The organism is Bacillus sp. FJAT-45066 (assembly GCF_002335755.1).
GTDB classification, from domain to species: domain Bacteria; phylum Bacillota; class Bacilli; order Bacillales; family Bacillaceae_I; genus Bacillus_CD; species Bacillus_CD alkalisoli.
Genome location: NZ_NISQ01000001.1, coordinates 988,425 through 1,005,390, shown reverse-complemented (window position 1 = coordinate 1,005,390; position 16,966 = coordinate 988,425). Strand labels below are relative to the sequence as shown.

General features: G+C 32.7%; 10 protein-coding genes. 2 read left to right on the top strand and 8 right to left on the bottom strand.

Features of this window, described 5'->3' with window-relative positions; genetic code table 11:
* Window positions 1-335: 335 nt before the first annotated feature.
* Both CDZ92_RS05010 and CDZ92_RS05005 read right to left on the bottom strand, forming a co-directional pair.
* Complete coding sequence (locus CDZ92_RS05010) at window positions 336-782, bottom strand: 5-methylcytosine restriction system specificity protein McrC (protein ID WP_369679959.1); 447 nt, start codon at window positions 780-782, stop codon at window positions 336-338.
* Window positions 736-1,029 (bottom strand): hypothetical protein, encoded by a 294-nt coding sequence (locus tag CDZ92_RS05005; RefSeq protein ID WP_096154074.1) that lies wholly within the window; start codon window positions 1,027-1,029, stop codon window positions 736-738. Before CDZ92_RS05005 ends, CDZ92_RS05010 begins: the two co-directional genes overlap by 47 nt.
* A 135-nt stretch (window positions 1,030-1,164) precedes the next feature.
* On the opposite strand from CDZ92_RS05005, the gene CDZ92_RS05000 reads away from it, so the two are divergent.
* Window positions 1,165-1,818, top strand: a complete 654-nt coding sequence (locus tag CDZ92_RS05000; protein ID WP_096154073.1) for a winged helix-turn-helix domain-containing protein — start codon at window positions 1,165-1,167, stop codon at window positions 1,816-1,818.
* Window positions 1,819-1,905: 87 nt separating this feature from the next.
* Here CDZ92_RS05000 and CDZ92_RS04995 read toward each other — a convergent pair whose 3' ends face one another.
* The 6 genes from CDZ92_RS04995 to CDZ92_RS04970 all read right to left on the bottom strand — a co-directional run bounded on the left by CDZ92_RS04995 (window position 1,906) and on the right by CDZ92_RS04970 (window position 14,786).
* Window positions 1,906-4,380 carry a restriction endonuclease-like protein gene (locus tag CDZ92_RS04995; protein WP_096154071.1) on the bottom strand — a complete coding sequence of 825 codons (2,475 nt, stop codon included), beginning with the start codon at window positions 4,378-4,380 and terminating at the stop codon, window positions 1,906-1,908.
* Window positions 4,349-6,736 (bottom strand): hypothetical protein, encoded by a 2,388-nt coding sequence (locus CDZ92_RS04990; protein WP_096154069.1) that lies wholly within the window; start codon window positions 6,734-6,736, stop codon window positions 4,349-4,351. The genes CDZ92_RS04995 and CDZ92_RS04990 overlap by 32 nt, the downstream gene beginning before the upstream one ends.
* Window positions 6,737-6,834: 98 nt before the next feature.
* The gene (gene drmB / locus CDZ92_RS04985; RefSeq protein WP_096154068.1) at window positions 6,835-8,733 is read right to left on the bottom strand and encodes a DUF1998 domain-containing protein; all 1,899 of its coding nucleotides are present in this window, start codon (window positions 8,731-8,733) and stop codon (window positions 6,835-6,837) included.
* Window positions 8,730-12,251 (bottom strand): helicase-related protein, encoded by a 3,522-nt coding sequence (locus CDZ92_RS04980; RefSeq protein ID WP_096154066.1) that lies wholly within the window; start codon window positions 12,249-12,251, stop codon window positions 8,730-8,732. The genes drmB and CDZ92_RS04980 overlap by 4 nt, the downstream gene beginning before the upstream one ends.
* A gap of 19 nt (window positions 12,252-12,270) precedes the next feature.
* On the bottom strand, window positions 12,271-13,794 hold the full coding sequence (locus CDZ92_RS04975) for a hypothetical protein (protein WP_096154064.1): 1,524 nt from the start codon (window positions 13,792-13,794) through the stop codon (window positions 12,271-12,273).
* Between the two features lie 5 nt (window positions 13,795-13,799).
* Window positions 13,800-14,786, bottom strand: coding sequence for a hypothetical protein (locus CDZ92_RS04970; protein WP_255249782.1), 987 nt, complete (start codon window positions 14,784-14,786; stop codon window positions 13,800-13,802).
* Window positions 14,787-15,274: 488 nt separating this feature from the next.
* On the opposite strand from CDZ92_RS04970, the gene CDZ92_RS04965 reads away from it, so the two are divergent.
* Window positions 15,275-16,921 carry a DNA cytosine methyltransferase gene (locus CDZ92_RS04965; RefSeq protein ID WP_096154062.1) on the top strand — a complete coding sequence of 549 codons (1,647 nt, stop codon included), beginning with the start codon at window positions 15,275-15,277 and terminating at the stop codon, window positions 16,919-16,921.
* Window positions 16,922-16,966: the final 45 nt, after the last annotated feature.

Here is a 16,966-nt window from a genome sequence, read left to right as displayed (position 1 = left end):
TAATTACAATTGTCTATGCTTATTACGATAAATAAATACAGTTACTGCGTTTAAAAGGATTGTGACGATTAGTAGAATAGTAGCTGCTAATACTACACCATCCGTAATGTCCATAATGGCACTAAAATCTTCTATTCTAACAAGATGTTGAAATACAACATTTCAGAGAATAGCGCCAACGCACATACTGTGACACTGATAATTGAAAACAAGGCCCAATGTTTATTCCCACCAGTTTGGTAACGCATGAGACTGATTGCTGGGAGGGCCCAGGCAAGTAGGCCTAGAAATAGACTAGCGAATGTAAGATAGCTCATCATTTTAAAATCTCCCTTTTAATTTTCAAAATTAGTTCCTTCATTTTCTATAGCACTCATCAAACGTTCATATATTTCCTCCCAAGAACTATCCAAATTTAACGTCATCACTTCTATCCTCATCCGCTCATCCCATACAAACGATTCTTGAACATCCTTGCCATTGTACGGATAAATAAGGATACCTCTTACCTTTAGCTCTTTCGGTTGATGCATCAGATAGGTAAAGAGTTGGTATAGATTATGACTATGGAATGATTCTTTACCGAAGTGTTCTTGGAAAATGTGCTTATAGAATTTAGCATCCATGATAATTTTTTCTTTTCTATTTCGGTTCGTTAAGGAAATGTCCGTTACCATAGTTGGAAGCAGTGACTGATTACCAGTTAACTTCCACTGGAATCGTTCTGATGCTACCTTATATTGCTTTTGTTCTAATCGATAGAAATGAAATAAGAACCAAATCAGCTATTTTACTCCAATGCACAAAACTACCTGCAGGAGGATTCTCTTTTTGAATTCGTTTTACGATGTCCACAATGGTGAACTTTGTAATTACTTCTTCACGCAAATATTGATTTAATCTTGAGAGAATCTCTAATTTGTATAGCTCATCATATTGCTCTGATTCTTTAAAAGCTAAGTATCGTTTAAAGGCAATGTCTATGTAATGATCTTTTAATAATTGTTTCTTCAGTTCGTTATATTGCATAGTAACCTCCTAGAAAATAGATATTAATAGACTAATTATAGCATTTAATGGAAAAATTTTGTCCAATCATGCTACTTTTCCCTCTAACGAATTTACAATATTAGTAGAAAGGTATTTTTGTTGGGGGGATTTTTCTTGTTGATCGCCAATGAAGAAAAGATGAAAAGCTTTCAATCTTTCTCCTCTGTCACGGAATTAGACCAAACAGTAAGAGGCTACTTCTATCATTACAAAAATTCCATGTCCCTAAATACACAAAAAATACTGAACTTCATATGGAAAAATTCTGTAGAAGTATTTGGAGTTTCCTCTTGTAGCATAAAAACAATTGCAAATGAGGTCGGCAGTTCCGAAAGACAGGTCAATCGAGCATTAAACAAATTAATAAAGATGAAGATTGTGAAAAGAATACCAACCTATAGAGAAAGTGGTGCCAGGGACGTCAACATACTAGTGATACAACCATTTCCATATAAAGAGAGAAAAAACTCTATGGCCATTGCATCTAAATCTTCATTACATATTTCCATCCCGAAACAATTTAAAACAATAGGTGAACTCTTTCTCCCTACTGAGCAAGTAGAAAAGCTTTGGCAGAGTGTTTTACTTGCTTATGAAACTGCTGAAGTAGAGAAACCTTTAGAGGAATTCACGAAGATGGTACTTGTGGCGTTGATTAGGAGTGTGTATAAAAGAATGGTATTAGAGAATGGTTGGAAGTTGGAAAGATATTTTTATTTAGTGTTGGTTGAGGGATTTTTGGAGGAGAAGAGAAAGAAAGTTAATTAACCGCTTTTTCTTGAAATATCATTTAAAATTGCTAGCTCTATATCTAAAGTAGAGCTAGCAATTTATATTTTTATAACTCAATTTTGGTTAACTAGCTATTTCATTCATAATAACCCTAAATAAAATAGATGGGTTTCTTCTAAACTCTCGTAAGTCTTTAATGACTTCACCATTTTTTGATTTCAGTATCACGATATTTTCATCAATATTTAATGAGATCGTTATTTCTTTTATCTTTAACGTTAGGATTTTATTCGCTTGGTCCAAGTAGTGGTTGTCTAAATCGACTTTAATTTCATCCGATACTCTTCTAAGTGTTTGCCAAACCATTCTTTCCTCATCGGTTTGCAAATACAGCTCTGGTAGTTCTTTTGCTTGCTTTAGGGTTCTTAAAGTAGTCATAGCGTACCTTGCAATACCATAGCCTACTGGTCGAATTACCGTTGGTAGTCTCAACCATACTTCCACATTAAACATAACAACATCTTCTTCTACATTAACAGTTGAGATTTTCCCGTAATGTAAAATTCCATTTTCTTTCCCAACAGGTTTAGTAATGTAAAGAGCTATGTACTTTGCTTCTTGCCAGCCGGCTTTTAATTGACTAGCTTCAATAGAGTAACACGCCTCACGCATTATATGAAAATACTGTTCTTCTTTTGACACTACTCCTACAAAAACTTTCTCTTCAAAGGAATCTTTCCACTTTTGCAAAGAACCTCGAGGCAAAATACCTTCTCTTTGTAATTCTTCTGGACTTTTATCAATTAAGTTTACAATAAACCTTTCGACAAGTGCTGTTGCATTTGGTAGAAAAGGAAATCCACCAATATTTACTTTATCTATACTCTTATAAAATTTATGTCCCTCATAAATATGTTCTTCATTCCAAGGGAACAACACATAAGCACCAAACGCTTTTCGTTCATATGGTCCATCATATTCTGCAACAATGGAATCTCGGTAGCGGTGCATTGTGTTTATATCATCTTCCATCGGCCCTGGGGAATGATAATTTCTACCGTAATAGCTATCCTCAGTTGCAAAATCAATTCTGTATTTCGCGTCGAACACATAATTGAAGGAGTACTTTTCACCCTTCTTCTCAATGCTTAGCATTGTATCTGGTTTTTGTACAACAGTTGGTAAGTTACCTTCCCGCTTTTGATAGGTCAATGTAATTTTTTCATTTGTAACTGGATGTTTGTACACTCTTTCTGCCTTGTTGTTAGATTCCAAGTTTACATATAATCTATCTCTGCTTACTTTAATGATATCTTGACTAATCAATTCGTATTTCCGTCCTAATATTTGTCCGAGTTTTAAATACGTCCAATATTCATAAAGGGTGGCAACGTCTTTTACTGACATTTTGTATATGTTGTTATGTAGTACAAGACCTTTCATAACAGTTAAATAAATTTGATAAGCATCTCGGTAACCTGTTGCTAACTGTAACACTAAACTGGATACCATTCGGTCAGGTAAGCTTAAATGGCTCCAAAAAGGTGAACGTAATTTCCTTTCCAGTCGCTTTTTCATAATAGCAACTAGTGTGATGGTTTCTTCGTTTTGTTCCGGAGAGGAATAACGTCTATTTTTAGGCTGTAATCTATCAAGTAACTGTCCGAGCTTTAATACAATTCGGTGCATCATCCACTTCACAAATCGGTTTTCGTGAGTGTCATAAGTAATTTCTTTTTTACTAGATATCCCTTTTATAGGCATATATTGATTACCATCAATAGAGATACCTTTATGTACCGGTTGCAGTAACTGGCTATTTTTCCTCAAATAATTTCTTCCAGTTGAATCAAGGTTTTTTAGCCGCTCTCCTCGAACAACTTCGTGCTTCTTTATAAGTTTATGATGTGGCTGCCGCTCAATTTGGTCGATAGCTTTTAAAAAAGAGTTAAAATACACCGTAATCAATCGAAAGAACTCTGCTGGTGATGGATTTCCTTCCAACTTTGTACTTGCACTCAAGTATGTCTTCTTTAAAAAATGAAAAGCGAGATTATAGATTTCATCGTTTACTTCCTCTAACAGTGCCTGATAATCTTCTTTATAGTTTAGCTTTGTTGGAAATATTTCCATCGTAACTTCTAGTAACGTGTTGTTCGCTTCCCTAATTTCAAATGTGGAAAAGCCTATTTCACTCTGAAAATGCAAACTGCCAAGCAGAACATATGTATTTCCCACTTCAACTCTATCTATAGCTTTTCTTAGCAATGAATTTTCATGGTAAAAAGAATAATCTCTACCATCTTTCGGGGAAACCATTACCGTGTAAACACCATTTTCGAAAAATATCGGCCGATGTTCACCATCTTCTACTAGTTCAAGTTTCTCTATATCAAATACTTTTACTGATTCCACATGCTCAAGAGGTGTCACTAAGAATTTCATCACATCGTGAAAATCCATGTTTCTGTATTGCTGTAAACCTAAGTAGCGATCATGATAAGGTTTACCTTTTATTACTAGAGAAAAGCGGTTAGTTTCTATTTTTACTAACTCCACATCTTCTCTAACTGATCCAGAAAGAGGTAAAGGAATCATCAGACAACCTCCTATACATCTCGAACACTTTCGCAGCACTTTTTGGATATTTCATTTCTTCTGTGTCTGGTAGAACCGTGTTATCGTCTAACTCTTTGTTTGTAAACAATCTGAATAGCTGTTTTAATGTGCGCTCTACTCTAGTGTCGCTTCCTGAGATTCTTGGCAGGATTTTTTGTAGAATGCAACGATCAATCGCATGTTCAAATGTCATGAGCTTACCTTCCTCGTTATAAGCAAGATAAAAACAAATTTCATCTCTGACACGATATCCAACATGTGCTCCAAGTTGTTTTAGTATAGAATTAATCTTAACTAGCTCCTCAGTTCCCTTACTTACAATATCAGAATAGATATTAAAAACATCCTTCAAATGTATGTATCTAGATACAAAATTGTAATTGTGTAACGCTATCGGTTTTATTTCAGGTATATCTCTTAAAAATTCTAAATAATCCAAGCGTACTTCATTAAATTCAATAGTTGTAGCCCTATCCAATACCTTTTTACTAAAAGGGTAAGTAGTTTCATCCATATTAACAGTTCCAATAATGAATAAGTTATCAGGAAAATAAACAGGATTATCTAGTTTTTCATTCTTTAATAAAGAAGAAGTAATTATCTTATTATCTTTACTCTCTCTACTCTCCATTACACTTAAAATATCACTAAAGTAATATTCCACTCTCGCAAGATTCATTTCATCTAATAGTACAAAATAAGGCCGTTCGGAATTTTGGATAGCATTCTTGATAACAGTAGTTAAAAGACCTTCTTTAAACTTACCAGCGATGTCAACATACCCTAACAGGTCAGATCCATCACTCCAATCTGGTCTGACTGGTATTATAGTAAATTGCCCATTTTTTTCTGTAGCGCCGATACTTTCGGCAAACCATTTTATAATCATTGTTTTACCAGTTCCAGAGATTCCTGATAAAATAACAAAAGGCTTTGTTCTAAGAGATAAGTACAAGTTTTGAATTTCTTGAGCCTCGTAGTAAAAACCTTTACTCCCAATATACTGGTCTACGTGTTCAACAATTTCATTCATGGATAAATCTTTAACTAATTCATCGTGTACTTGACTAGAATTAGATGAGGGGCTATATTCCGCTGTTATTTCTTTATCCACTAAGTTCCACTCCTCGTCTACTATACCGACCTCTTTAAACCAATTTAAAATATTCCTAGTTCTATACTCAGATACAGATTCCACCATCTGATTTACATCCTTAGAATTTTGAACAACTAACATTCCCACTTTTGTTAATAAGGATAACTTTACATTTCTTTTATATGAATTTAAATATATTAAAAGATCAGCAATCATTTTTAGATAGGGATGCTGCATCATTCTGTATTTCAAGTAATCATTTTTATTGTTGAATTTACGGAACTCGTTAACAATTCCTTGATTTATCTCATACTGATCGGAAAGAAAACCTAAAATTTTTAGACTTTGTCTAGCACGCAATTTTAATCGCCTACCAGAGTCTTCTGTATATTTTTGTGAGATTAACTTAGGATCAAGATTTTCGCTGATAATTTCGTTTAACAGTGATAACACTTGGTTTAAACTAGCCTCAGGCAATTGATCGGTAGTGTATTCATCTAATTTTATATATACAGTACCATCCTCGTGAGACTTTTCTACAAAAGGTAGCTCTTTAAAAAATGCCATAAAAAATGAGGAACGTCCTCTAGTTTTAACGAAGTGATTAGAAGATGCCTTTTTATTTGAAACAAACTCGTTCCAAGCTTCTAGGATATATTCAAATGAAATCTTGTCATACGGCTGGTCTTTTTCTCCTTTAGAGTACTTTTCCCTAGAAGGTATTGTTTCAACACATATTTCTTCATCTGTAACATTAGTGATCCAGTTCGAATTTTGTGTACTTAAAGTCCTAATTTCATTTGTATGTTTCGCTAACCCTTCTAGTATTTTTTTGATTTCACTATCATATTTTGTTATTTCACTTGAACTGTTTATTCCAATATCATTGGTTCGTTTTAATAATTCATCCACGCTATAATATTTAATGGGGTTCCCTTTCCCCTTATGTATTTCTCCTAAATCCAAGCCAATCAACTTATTTCTAATAGATTCTTTCGCTAAAGTTCCTTTAAGTATAAACCTACCTTTACGTTTATCATCTTTTTCATATCCCTCAAGGTAATAAACTTCTTTTATCGTATTATTGTAGATTGGGCAATAATATTTATAATCTCCTGATTTAAGATTACTCTCGCTTATAACCCAACTTTCACTAGTTACTCTATATAACTCTTCTGCTGATATTCCTTCCCTGTAAGAAACACCGATTTTAATAAGAATGGTATCGTTATTAGACATTGGTTAACCCCCTCTAAAAAATACTCTCTCTTTTACAGTAAAATATTTACAATGATATTATAACAAAAAAGTATGCCATTTGGTTGGCATACTTTTTATTACATCTTAAAAAATCCAAAATTACTATCTACTAAAAGAGTTCTATCCAAGAATAAATTCCCTAATTCACAAGATGTTTCTGGAAGATAAGAGCAACTATGGCAGGCAGCACCATTAAGATTGTTAACACCTTGACCTGAAGATTTTCCAATTTCCGAACATACAGGGTCAGAACTGCACCATCTTGCTTTATCAATTGCTTTATTGACCACTGGGAAGAAATTTTTTTGTCTCCCCATTCTTACAAGACCTCCAAATGTGCCATCTATATCACCTGAAGATGTATAGATTAATATCCCACATTGCTCTTCATTTAGATAAAGCCTCTCACGAATAGAAGCTGAATTATAGCCACATGTTAAAGCCAACTCATCAATAATAATGTGTGACAGTGTATGAAGAAGGACATTTCTTGGCTTTAGAATATCCTCATCAACATGTGTCCCTCTTTTCTCAACACGAGTAAGCAACTTATTGAAATAACGTTGAACATCACTTTTTTGTTCCCATGACTGCAATTTTTCAAAATTTATAGTAAAGAAAATGCCTTCTCCATAAACCTTATAGGCCGGTAGCCAATTATTTTCCGGTAGATTTGGGTCTTTAAATAATAAATGTTTCCCCTTAGTTATTCTGTTATTTGCAACCTCTTCATCATTGGTAGTTAGTCTATTAAATCCCGTTAAAGCAATTGTTTCTTTTAATTTTGTCACTCTATTTATCATACTAAAGAAAGTAGTGGTATCTTCTTCAGTGACATCATCGCAAATCCATTCTTTTTTTACCTTGAGATTTTTTGTATCAATTTCTTTTGTTAAGGTTTCAAATTCCTTTTTCCTTAATTCCTTTTCTGCATTCCTAGTACTTACTCTTTCAGGAGTTTGCTCTTCCTCTATTCCACCCTCAACGTATAAGATAGCAAGTTCAATATCCGAATGCTTATATTCTTGAATTTCTGGAGGACATAATTTTTTCACAGTCTTAATTTTCCCATCCATATTATCAGCCGTATCCAGCCAAGATGAGGTAACCCCATTTTTTTCAAACATATCTATAAGTTTTTCTACTTCAGGATTTTCCCCCGGTAAATGAATTGCACTTATAGTATTAGGATAATACACATTTATAGAATTTTTTAATACTGCTATTGGATAAGAAGTGCAACTATCTTTATCATTTTCAGAACCATACCATGGTTTATGACCGGGACATTGATATAACTTTTTTTCATTTTTATTTAGCATTTTACTTAACTCACTTACTCGGTCCTCATCCAAATCAGAAGTAGTTTTTCTAGACATTATTCCTTTAAGTGGCCTTTCTTTATTACAAGAGCACTTAACCTTGAGAGAATCGAGAGTTGCCCCTCCTGTTGAAAGAAGTTTCATTTGCCCATCACAAGAGGTATTCTCATCTCCGTGAACCCATTCTCCCCATGGAAAATCAGATATGTGACCATGATTACATACCATTACAAATGGTACTTGAATCATCTTCATTTGTTTTTTACATTCTTTACAATCTAGCCAACTTGTTCTTGATGACAAAGAAGTTTGATGTAATGTTTTGCATTTGGGGCAATAGTGCCAAGTAGGGAATCGTAACAATGGAATATACAAATCCGTATTTGTTTGAGTAATCGCGCCTCCTGCATTTTTATATTGATAACTTGGTCTAAAATCTGGAGGCATCAGTAATTGTTTTACCTTTAATAAAGATCTTAATCTAGGTTCTTGTATTTCATATTCATCAAATGCTTCAATACGATATTCATTTTTGTTATGATACCATTTATCAAGGGCGCCAATCATTGCTGATTCCCCTTCGGGACTAATAACAAGAGCACCCGGTCCAAATGTTGTAACAAGTTGTCCTCTTCTTAAAGGTAAATCTTTCATGAAAATAAAGCCTCCCAACCACTTTCACTTTCGCTATTCTCATCACTAGAGTTATATATTGTTGCAATAAGCCCCCTGCATTCTGAATCTACATTTCTCATTGAATTAATCATCGATTCGGCATTTACTTTTAATGCATGAGGAATCGTAGTTCCTGCGGAATACATATAACCATTTACCTTTGGATCTACTTGCCATGCCGTATAATTTCCTTTTTCAAGTCGTTTCAATATCACCCTAAACCTGCTTTTTAATTCTTCAATTTGTTCTGGATCAACAAGTTCTGCTCTTTCTATTAAACGATTGTAAAACGGAACTATCTTTTTATTTAGGTTATTCTGAATTTCTTTCCAATCAGGAGTTCTAGCAATATCATCATTTAATGCTTGTCTCAAAAAACCTATAACAACTGCATGCAAACCTCTATCTAAACATGAATCTGAAAAAGGAGTAACACTTGTAGGTTCTACTTGTGCATATAGTTTTTGATGGTATTCTCTAAAATGTTCAAAATGAGATTTATCTCTCGATTTTGTATTAGAATATAAAGTAAATATTAATCCCGGTCTCTCCCACCAACGACGTCCAACACGACCACTAACCTGAATATACTGTGCTGTCATTTTTGGCTGTCCTACTATGGCCATTACCGATAAACGATCGATATCTACTCCAACCTCAATAATGTTAGATGCAAGACATAAATCAATAGAAGAATTTATGTCCTTTTGCTCTTTATTAGGTTTATATTCTAGTTTCAAATCATCAATAGTTTTTGAGATTTCATGGCTTTGCTTCCTAGATGTTAACTCAAGAACATTATTTATATACCTTATATCCTTTTGAAGTCCCTTTCTCATTGCCATTGAATTTGAATATTGTGGTATATCTGTTTGAGTTAATGTCAGACCGCCGCCTAATTCCCGTAAAGTATTATAGAATGAAAGCAAGGTCCAGTATGGATCCCTTTCCTGTTCATTAATTTCAGCCGTTGATTGAAGAATAGATGAAAATGCCATTACCTGTGACATCATAATACGAACGGTTGTAGTATAAACCCCCACATATTTCCTTCCCGGCATTGGCTTGCGTGTTTCCTTGTTTATTGCTGGAGTTGCAAAAAAGGAATCTTCATTTTCAAGTCCCGGACTAGGAAACAATCTTGAATTTTTTCTTCCAAATAAAGCAAGGGCTTGTTCCTCAAATTGTTTAATTGTTGCCGTTGCTGCTATTATTTTTGGTTTCACTACTTTTCCGTCTACATTTTTCAAACATAATTCTTCTATTAATGTCTCAAAAAGACCTGTTAATGTTCCAAGTGGCCCTGATATTAAATGTAACTCATCTTGCACTATTAACGATGGAGGACTAATAAACCTATCTCCGTTTGAGTCTATTCCAAACAACGCTCTAGCCTTTGGCTTCCATACTAATTGAACAAACTTATCAACTGTTCCAATTAAGAAAGTTGGACGTTTCTCATATATCGTGTCATCTACAATATAAATTGGTAATTCTTCATGGAAGTCGCAATTTTTATCCGGGCAATGAACAACTAATTTATCATTGTTTATTTTGTATCCGAAGTAGTACTTTGTCTTGCTTCCTTTTTGATCGTAGTAACCTAAATTTGCTCCGCACCAAGGACAACTATTTACAACAAATTGGTTAGCATCTTTATCATTTTTTTGAAGTTTACTTAGTTGCGTTTTTGCCTTCACGTTAGTATTTGGAGTCGTATCTGATCCAACCCAAATACCAATAGAAAAAGGAATTTCTCCAAGTTTTAAAGTATTTTTTCTTCGCAAGTACTCTAAAGCACACACTAGTCTTGATGATCGTTGGAATTGGTCAGCAGTTAGAAGTCTCAATGTGTATCGCATCATAACATCTACACCAGCATCCATATTATTTTTCAAGCGTCTCAGAATCATTTGAAAGGCCGCAACACCTAAGTATGCTTCCGTTTTACCACCACCAGTAGGGAACCAAATTAAATCAACAATTTCTCTTGAATCGCATTTTTCATCAACTAATGACTCAATTGACATTAATACAAAAGCAATCTGGAATGCCCTCCAAGTATTACTAGCGTTCTTTAGTTTATTTTCATCATTAATACTTTCTTTAAAAGGTTTATTAAATATAATTTGTTTATCTTCTACACGTCCAAAACGTCTATCTTTACCATTTACCTGTTGAAGAAGTATTGCGGTATTCGCTAAACGAAATGCTTCTAATAATTGTGGATCCTTTAGCAATTTAAGACCCTTTTCCATTCTATCCAGACTTTCTTTACATAGTTCTAAATGCTTTTCAGCAATCGATTGTAATAGTTCTGGGACATCCTGAACCTCTGTTGATTTATTCTCTATCCATTCCCTATAACCATCAATTAAAGGCATTAATATTTTTTCAGGAGATTCATTACTAGAAAGACCAGCAAGATCACTCATTTTAATTTCTAGTTCAACCTTTTTCCCATCTTGATTTACAAAAACGTTTGGAGTCATACTTAGTGCTTCATATTCTGGCATAAAAGTGGTCGACAATTGCTGGACGTTCTTAGAATTTTGCTCCCAGTTTGCAGCACACCCATGACCGAAAGCATATACTCCTTCGTTTCGATATAGAAGTTCGGTAGAAGCCTCTTCATCACCTAAAAACTTTTTCATCTCATACTGTTTTGGATAAACAGAAAAATAGTGCTCATCTGGCGCACTTATACTCATTGTTGCTTGAAACAATATTAATTGTTGTCTATTAAATTTCGGAACTGATGAACGGTTTGTAACACTTATGGTGATTATATATTTATCCTTAACTTCACGAAGTTTAGCCTGAAATTGAATATGATAATGAGAGATTTTCTCCCCTTTTTTATTTTTCATTTCAGTATGTTTTTCCATTTGTTTATGGTTAATAAGTTCATTTAAAGGTAACTCCCATATTCCTTCTACACTTTCCCTCAGCCACCATTGAAAACTATTACTTTCACCCTTAATTTTTACATTGTGAGGTGTATATGTTCCACCTTCTATTCTAACTTTTAATTGAGGGAGATCTTTATTAACACAAAATGTTAGCCCCATAGTTGAAGGCATAAAGTCATTTTTTTGTGGAAATAATTCTACTTCACCATCGTCTTCAGTTGTTTCTATACCTTCTTTACGCTCAAACAATTTATCTATTTTATCGTCTTCTTGAATTTCATTAGGTTCTTCACCAATTGGGGTTTCAAGGGCAACTTCGTCACTTTCACTTGTACCTAATGGAAACAAATGGCCGCTTACATATCTTTGAGTAGGTGTTTCTCTTTGGAGAATCTCCTCTTTAATTCCGCCAACTTTCCAATAATAAGGTTTGTACAATTCATCCCTTGATTCAAATATCGAAGTGCCGATATGATTAAATTTTATATACTGATCTCTAATTTGACCGGGTCCAATTATTTCTTCTTTGACATTATCCATTACTTTTTGACGATTATTTAATGATTTATCTAATGAGATAGCCATAGCAATTACCCCTTCCCTACTAATCTATATTCATTGGCTTCATAAGGTTGTATGGTGCTATTAAATGTCTTGAACGATCTATTGATACAATTCTTTCAATATTAAAAGAAGCCCCATTAAATTCTTTTGACATAAACATGTAGTAGCCTTTTTCTTGTAATTCCTTTAAGATATCTTTTGAAAGTTCACTCATTAATTTATCAGAAATAATTCTTCCTGCTTTTCTATGGGCAAGTTGAATAATCTTCATAGTATCATAAGTTTCACTTATCTTATCCTCATCGTATTTCAATGCCTTAAGTAGTCTGGGAAGTTCCGTTGGACAAATTGATTCTTCATTACACCAAGACCTTAAAGAAGCAACGGATGCAGTTCTAATATGATATTTATTTAACAATATATCGCTTACTTTTCTTAATCCTTTCTTCTTTACGTTGAACCGTAACTTGTCCTTCCATTCATTTTGTACAAGACGATATTTTACAGCATTTTTCTTAAGAACATCATGGTCAGCAACTTCCGCAATTAATTTGGTGTCTCTATCATTTCTTATTACTATATAGTCGTCTTCCTCTATATCCTTGAAATTAAGTTGTTTAATGAAATTACCTTTTTCAATAGGAGCAAAAACGCGTATTTTTGAATCTTTTGGTGCAAATAAGAAACGATCATTTTCAAGAAAAACTATGGATGCTTCTACAACATCTTGAGCGTTAACCTCAAATGTTTTTTTCTGATTTTCTAAAAACTTATTTACTGCATTATTAATTAAATCTGCTTGTTCTAACGAAAAATTACTTCTCTTTTGCTTCGTCTCTCCAAAAGAAACATTATCAAAAATTGTGCTGAACACACCTTGCTTATCTAAGTCTTCAAATACCTTGTTTTGGCTTATAGAATTGGTAAAAATATCATAGGATATAAAAGTCACCATTTTACCTTTAAAGGTATTTTTTACATACTCACCAAAATAACCTGGATTACCGAGATAAACAACTTTATCAAAGGTTGCTATATCTTTTCGAAAACTGTTTTCAGTAAAGTATCTAACTTTTAAAAATGATTTCAATCCATTTTGGAATAGTAATTTCTCCTCTATTGTTATTGCCCTTTTTGTGACAATTGCTACCTTTAAACCCGCTTCAGCCTTGCTGTTAATATAATTGCATATGAAGTCAAACATGTTATTATTCGTATTTTCTATCACTTGCTTATACGATTTTGCAATAGGAATTACAACCTTTGTGAATAGTTCAGGATAACTCTTTTTAATCTGCATAAATTGTAAAAGTACTTGATTATCAGCATCCTTGCTAATAACCTTATTAAATGGAAGCAAACTACTTGCTATTTTAAAAAACACTTTTTTAAGGACATTTAGACCTTCTACCAAATGTTCGTCATTCTCATATTTGTTTTGAACTTCTAATCTGAACTGTTCTATACTACTGGCAAAAGGTAATAAATCATTACTTTCTACGTGCTTAAATAAAACAGTACTATTTCCTACACTATATAGGTCCAATAAATTATCAAAATTCATAACCATTACCTCCAAGCAAGAAACTCTACCCCAAGAGGTATTTGAGTCTCAATTGACTTCAAATAACTTAAAATTTCCTCTGTAACGATTTTGTGTTCTTTTTGTAATAAATCTCTTCTTAATTCTTCTTTCACCTCGTGTATTCGGTTTTCATTATCAGATCTGCTTGATAAGATAATTTTAGGATTTTCTTTAAAGAACTTGTCTTGTTTAATAAAGCTATTTAAGTCCGAATAAATTACTGGTACTGTCTTATTTACTTCTACGTCTATTTTTTTCATATGTGAGGAAAATATTTTTCCGTTTGTGTAACTATTACTGTTATCAAGATATAGAAAGTCTTTTATTGTTCCCTTTACACCCTCGTATATAAATATCTCTTCACTCATATTCTCGTTAATCTGACCTGAATTTCCTACTATGTAAAAAGAGTCTCCAGGGTAGAACTCAACTTTATTTAATTGGCCAGATGAATAGAGAGTTCTCAACAATTGACTATTTTCCAAACCAACTTTTTGTTTCTTACTTACCTTTCGTGTTCGTTTAATTTCATCAAATTCTTCATCTAAAAGAATAACTCTGTCAATCCAATACCTTTCAGGAATACCTCTATCAATTTTCCCATCTTTTATTTTCAATATCATTTCATTTTGGAACACTGGACTTGGTTCTACTGCAATAACAGAGGCTTTTCTTGCAGATTCATCATCCTTATAAATAATTCGACTTCCCTTTTCTAAATTCATTATCGCTTTTCTAATAGACCTCATTTGTTTATTTTTAGAGTATGTTTTATCAGCAATTCCCATTGCAATGAATAGTGAAAAAAATTGTTCACTAGGTAGAGATAGTATGAGATTCATAGACTTTTTATACTTAATTCCATGGTCATTTATAAAAGCACCTAGTTCGAAAGCGAAATTAATCCAGTTAGGAAGTTCTAATTTCCCCTTTTGAGATAGTATATTTAACTGCTTAATCGCCATTTTCATTTACCTTCCTCATTATTTTAATTTTTAGAATTATACTAATTTTACCATATAAAACGACAAAATAATCTATAATATATTATTTTCACTATTTTCTCCCCAAGATTTTACAACATCTCGTATAATTATTAATGGCTTTAATTTAATATGAATATTATTTTAAATGCAATTGTTTAATTCACAGTTTAATACTCTACATATTTTTGGAGTAAATTTAAATGTGAAAAGATAGCAGTACTTTCGTTCATTTTAATGAAGGTATTTATCGTACCAAACATCTTTTCAATATAAAGAATACAAAGTGATACATTTTATTGATAGAAGACAGTTGCATTTTTGTTTGACTTTTGCACTCCCATTATTTAATTTAGTTTCGTTAAATAATTAATTAAAAAGTAAATCTTATAAACATGTAATTTTATGCTGCACAAATCGACAAATTTAATTTATAATTGTATAATGTAGTTTTATTAAATTTGAAGGTGGATAAAATGGACAAACATAAAGTTTTAGACCTATTTGCAGGTGCAGGTGGATTAAGTCTTGGTTTTCAACAAACAGGTAGATATGAAACTGTTATGGCTGTTGAAGTAAATGAAAATGCAGCTAAAACATATTCTAAAAACCACAAAATAGTAGTTAATACCTCAGATATAAGAAGTATAGATTTTAAGGATTATACCCAATTTCCAAATCTAAATGGAGTTACCATTGTTATTGGAGGTCCTCCCTGCCAAGGTTTTTCCAATGCCAACCGACAAAAGAGTGAATTATTTTCAAATAACAATCTGCTAGTTAAAGAATTTGTAAGAGCAATAAAAGAAGTTCAGCCAGTAGCTTTTGTAATGGAAAATGTTAAAACGATAAATTCCATTAAACATAAATTTTTTGTAACAACTGGTGACCAAGAAGAGATATCAACAATTGGAGTTAATATTGTTGAGGAAGATCTTTATATTGGTAATACTGAATACCTAAATGAGCAATTAGTTAATCTATACAATTCAAGTCAAATACGCTGTGAGTTTGCAGATAGTAATATAATTACAAAACTCAAATCTCTAATAAGATATGTAAATAAATACAAAGAAGTATTAGGCTTTATTGATAAAAATGCCACCTTTTTTAACCGTTACATCATGAATTGGGAATCATATTTTAATACCTATAACAATAAAGAATTATACAATCTTATATATAGTTTTAAGATAATGGTTGAAAATAGAACTAGTAATAAAGACCTTACATCTACACTTGTTAATAAAGCTATACAAATTATTGAGATCCAGAATATAACTTTAATTTTTAAAGAAATTATTGAGAAGAGAATTGAGAGTTCCCCTGCATTTATTAAAGTTGAAAAAGGTATTTACACTAGGGGATACACCTATACAGTAATCGATTATCTTATTAAAACTTTTCATTCTCTAGGATTTCATTTAGATTATGGTGTTCTAAACGCAGCTAATTTTGGGGTCCCTCAAGAAAGGAATAGATATTTCATTATTGGGAATAAGAACTCAAAACCTAGACTACCAAAAATAGTAATAAAGCAAGAAGAATTCTTCAATATAGGAAATGCTATCTTAGATATTGAAGGAATGCAACCTAATTTTTCACTCTCGGATGAGCCATTAATTAAAGATACAAAAAAGTTAAATCATCCGTTAAATATTTATCTGAATGCAGGTAAAGAAGAGCTTTTTAATCATATTGTTACTAAATCTACTAGCACCGCTTTAGAAAGATTTAAGAGCCTTGGGCCTGGGCAAAACTTCCATGATTTAGACGATTCCTTAAAAACTACTTATGCAGATAGTAGTAGAACACAAAATACAATCTATAAAAGATTAGATTATAATGAAGTCTGCAAAACAGTTGTAAATGTAAGAAAGTCAATGTGGATCCACCCGCAAAAAAATAGAGCTGTAAGTATTAGGGAAGCAGCAAGATTACAATCCTTCCCTGATGATTATAAATTTTTCGGGACAAAAGATTCACAATATCAGCAGATAGGAAATGCTGTTCCTCCCCTACTTGGTAGAGCTGTAGCTGAAAGTATGCTTGAGTGTTTTAATGATAGGCCAGAAATTGGTTTAAAAGAATTATTAAAAAAAGAAAAAGAAGCAGTGTATTAATTTATAACTGCTTCTTTTGTGTAATATTTAGCTTATAATAAAATA

Excerpts from the sequence above, each read along its gene's own strand:
- CDZ92_RS05005 (WP_096154074.1), bottom strand. The coding sequence starts at position 1,029 with ATGCAATATAACGAACTGAAGAAACAATTATTAAAAGATCATTACATA.
- CDZ92_RS04995 (WP_096154071.1), bottom strand. The coding sequence starts at position 4,380 with ATGATTCCTTTACCTCTTTCTGGATCAGTTAGAGAAGATGTGGAGTTA.
- CDZ92_RS04990 (WP_096154069.1), bottom strand. The coding sequence starts at position 6,736 with ATGTCTAATAACGATACCATTCTTATTAAAATCGGTGTTTCTTACAGG.
- drmB (WP_096154068.1), bottom strand. The coding sequence starts at position 8,733 with ATGAAAGATTTACCTTTAAGAAGAGGACAACTTGTTACAACATTTGGA.
- CDZ92_RS04980 (WP_096154066.1), bottom strand. The coding sequence starts at position 12,251 with ATGGCTATCTCATTAGATAAATCATTAAATAATCGTCAAAAAGTAATG.
- CDZ92_RS04975 (WP_096154064.1), bottom strand. The coding sequence starts at position 13,794 with ATGAATTTTGATAATTTATTGGACCTATATAGTGTAGGAAATAGTACT.
- CDZ92_RS04970 (WP_255249782.1), bottom strand. The coding sequence starts at position 14,786 with ATGAAAATGGCGATTAAGCAGTTAAATATACTATCTCAAAAGGGGAAA.
- CDZ92_RS04965 (WP_096154062.1), top strand. The coding sequence starts at position 15,275 with ATGGACAAACATAAAGTTTTAGACCTATTTGCAGGTGCAGGTGGATTA.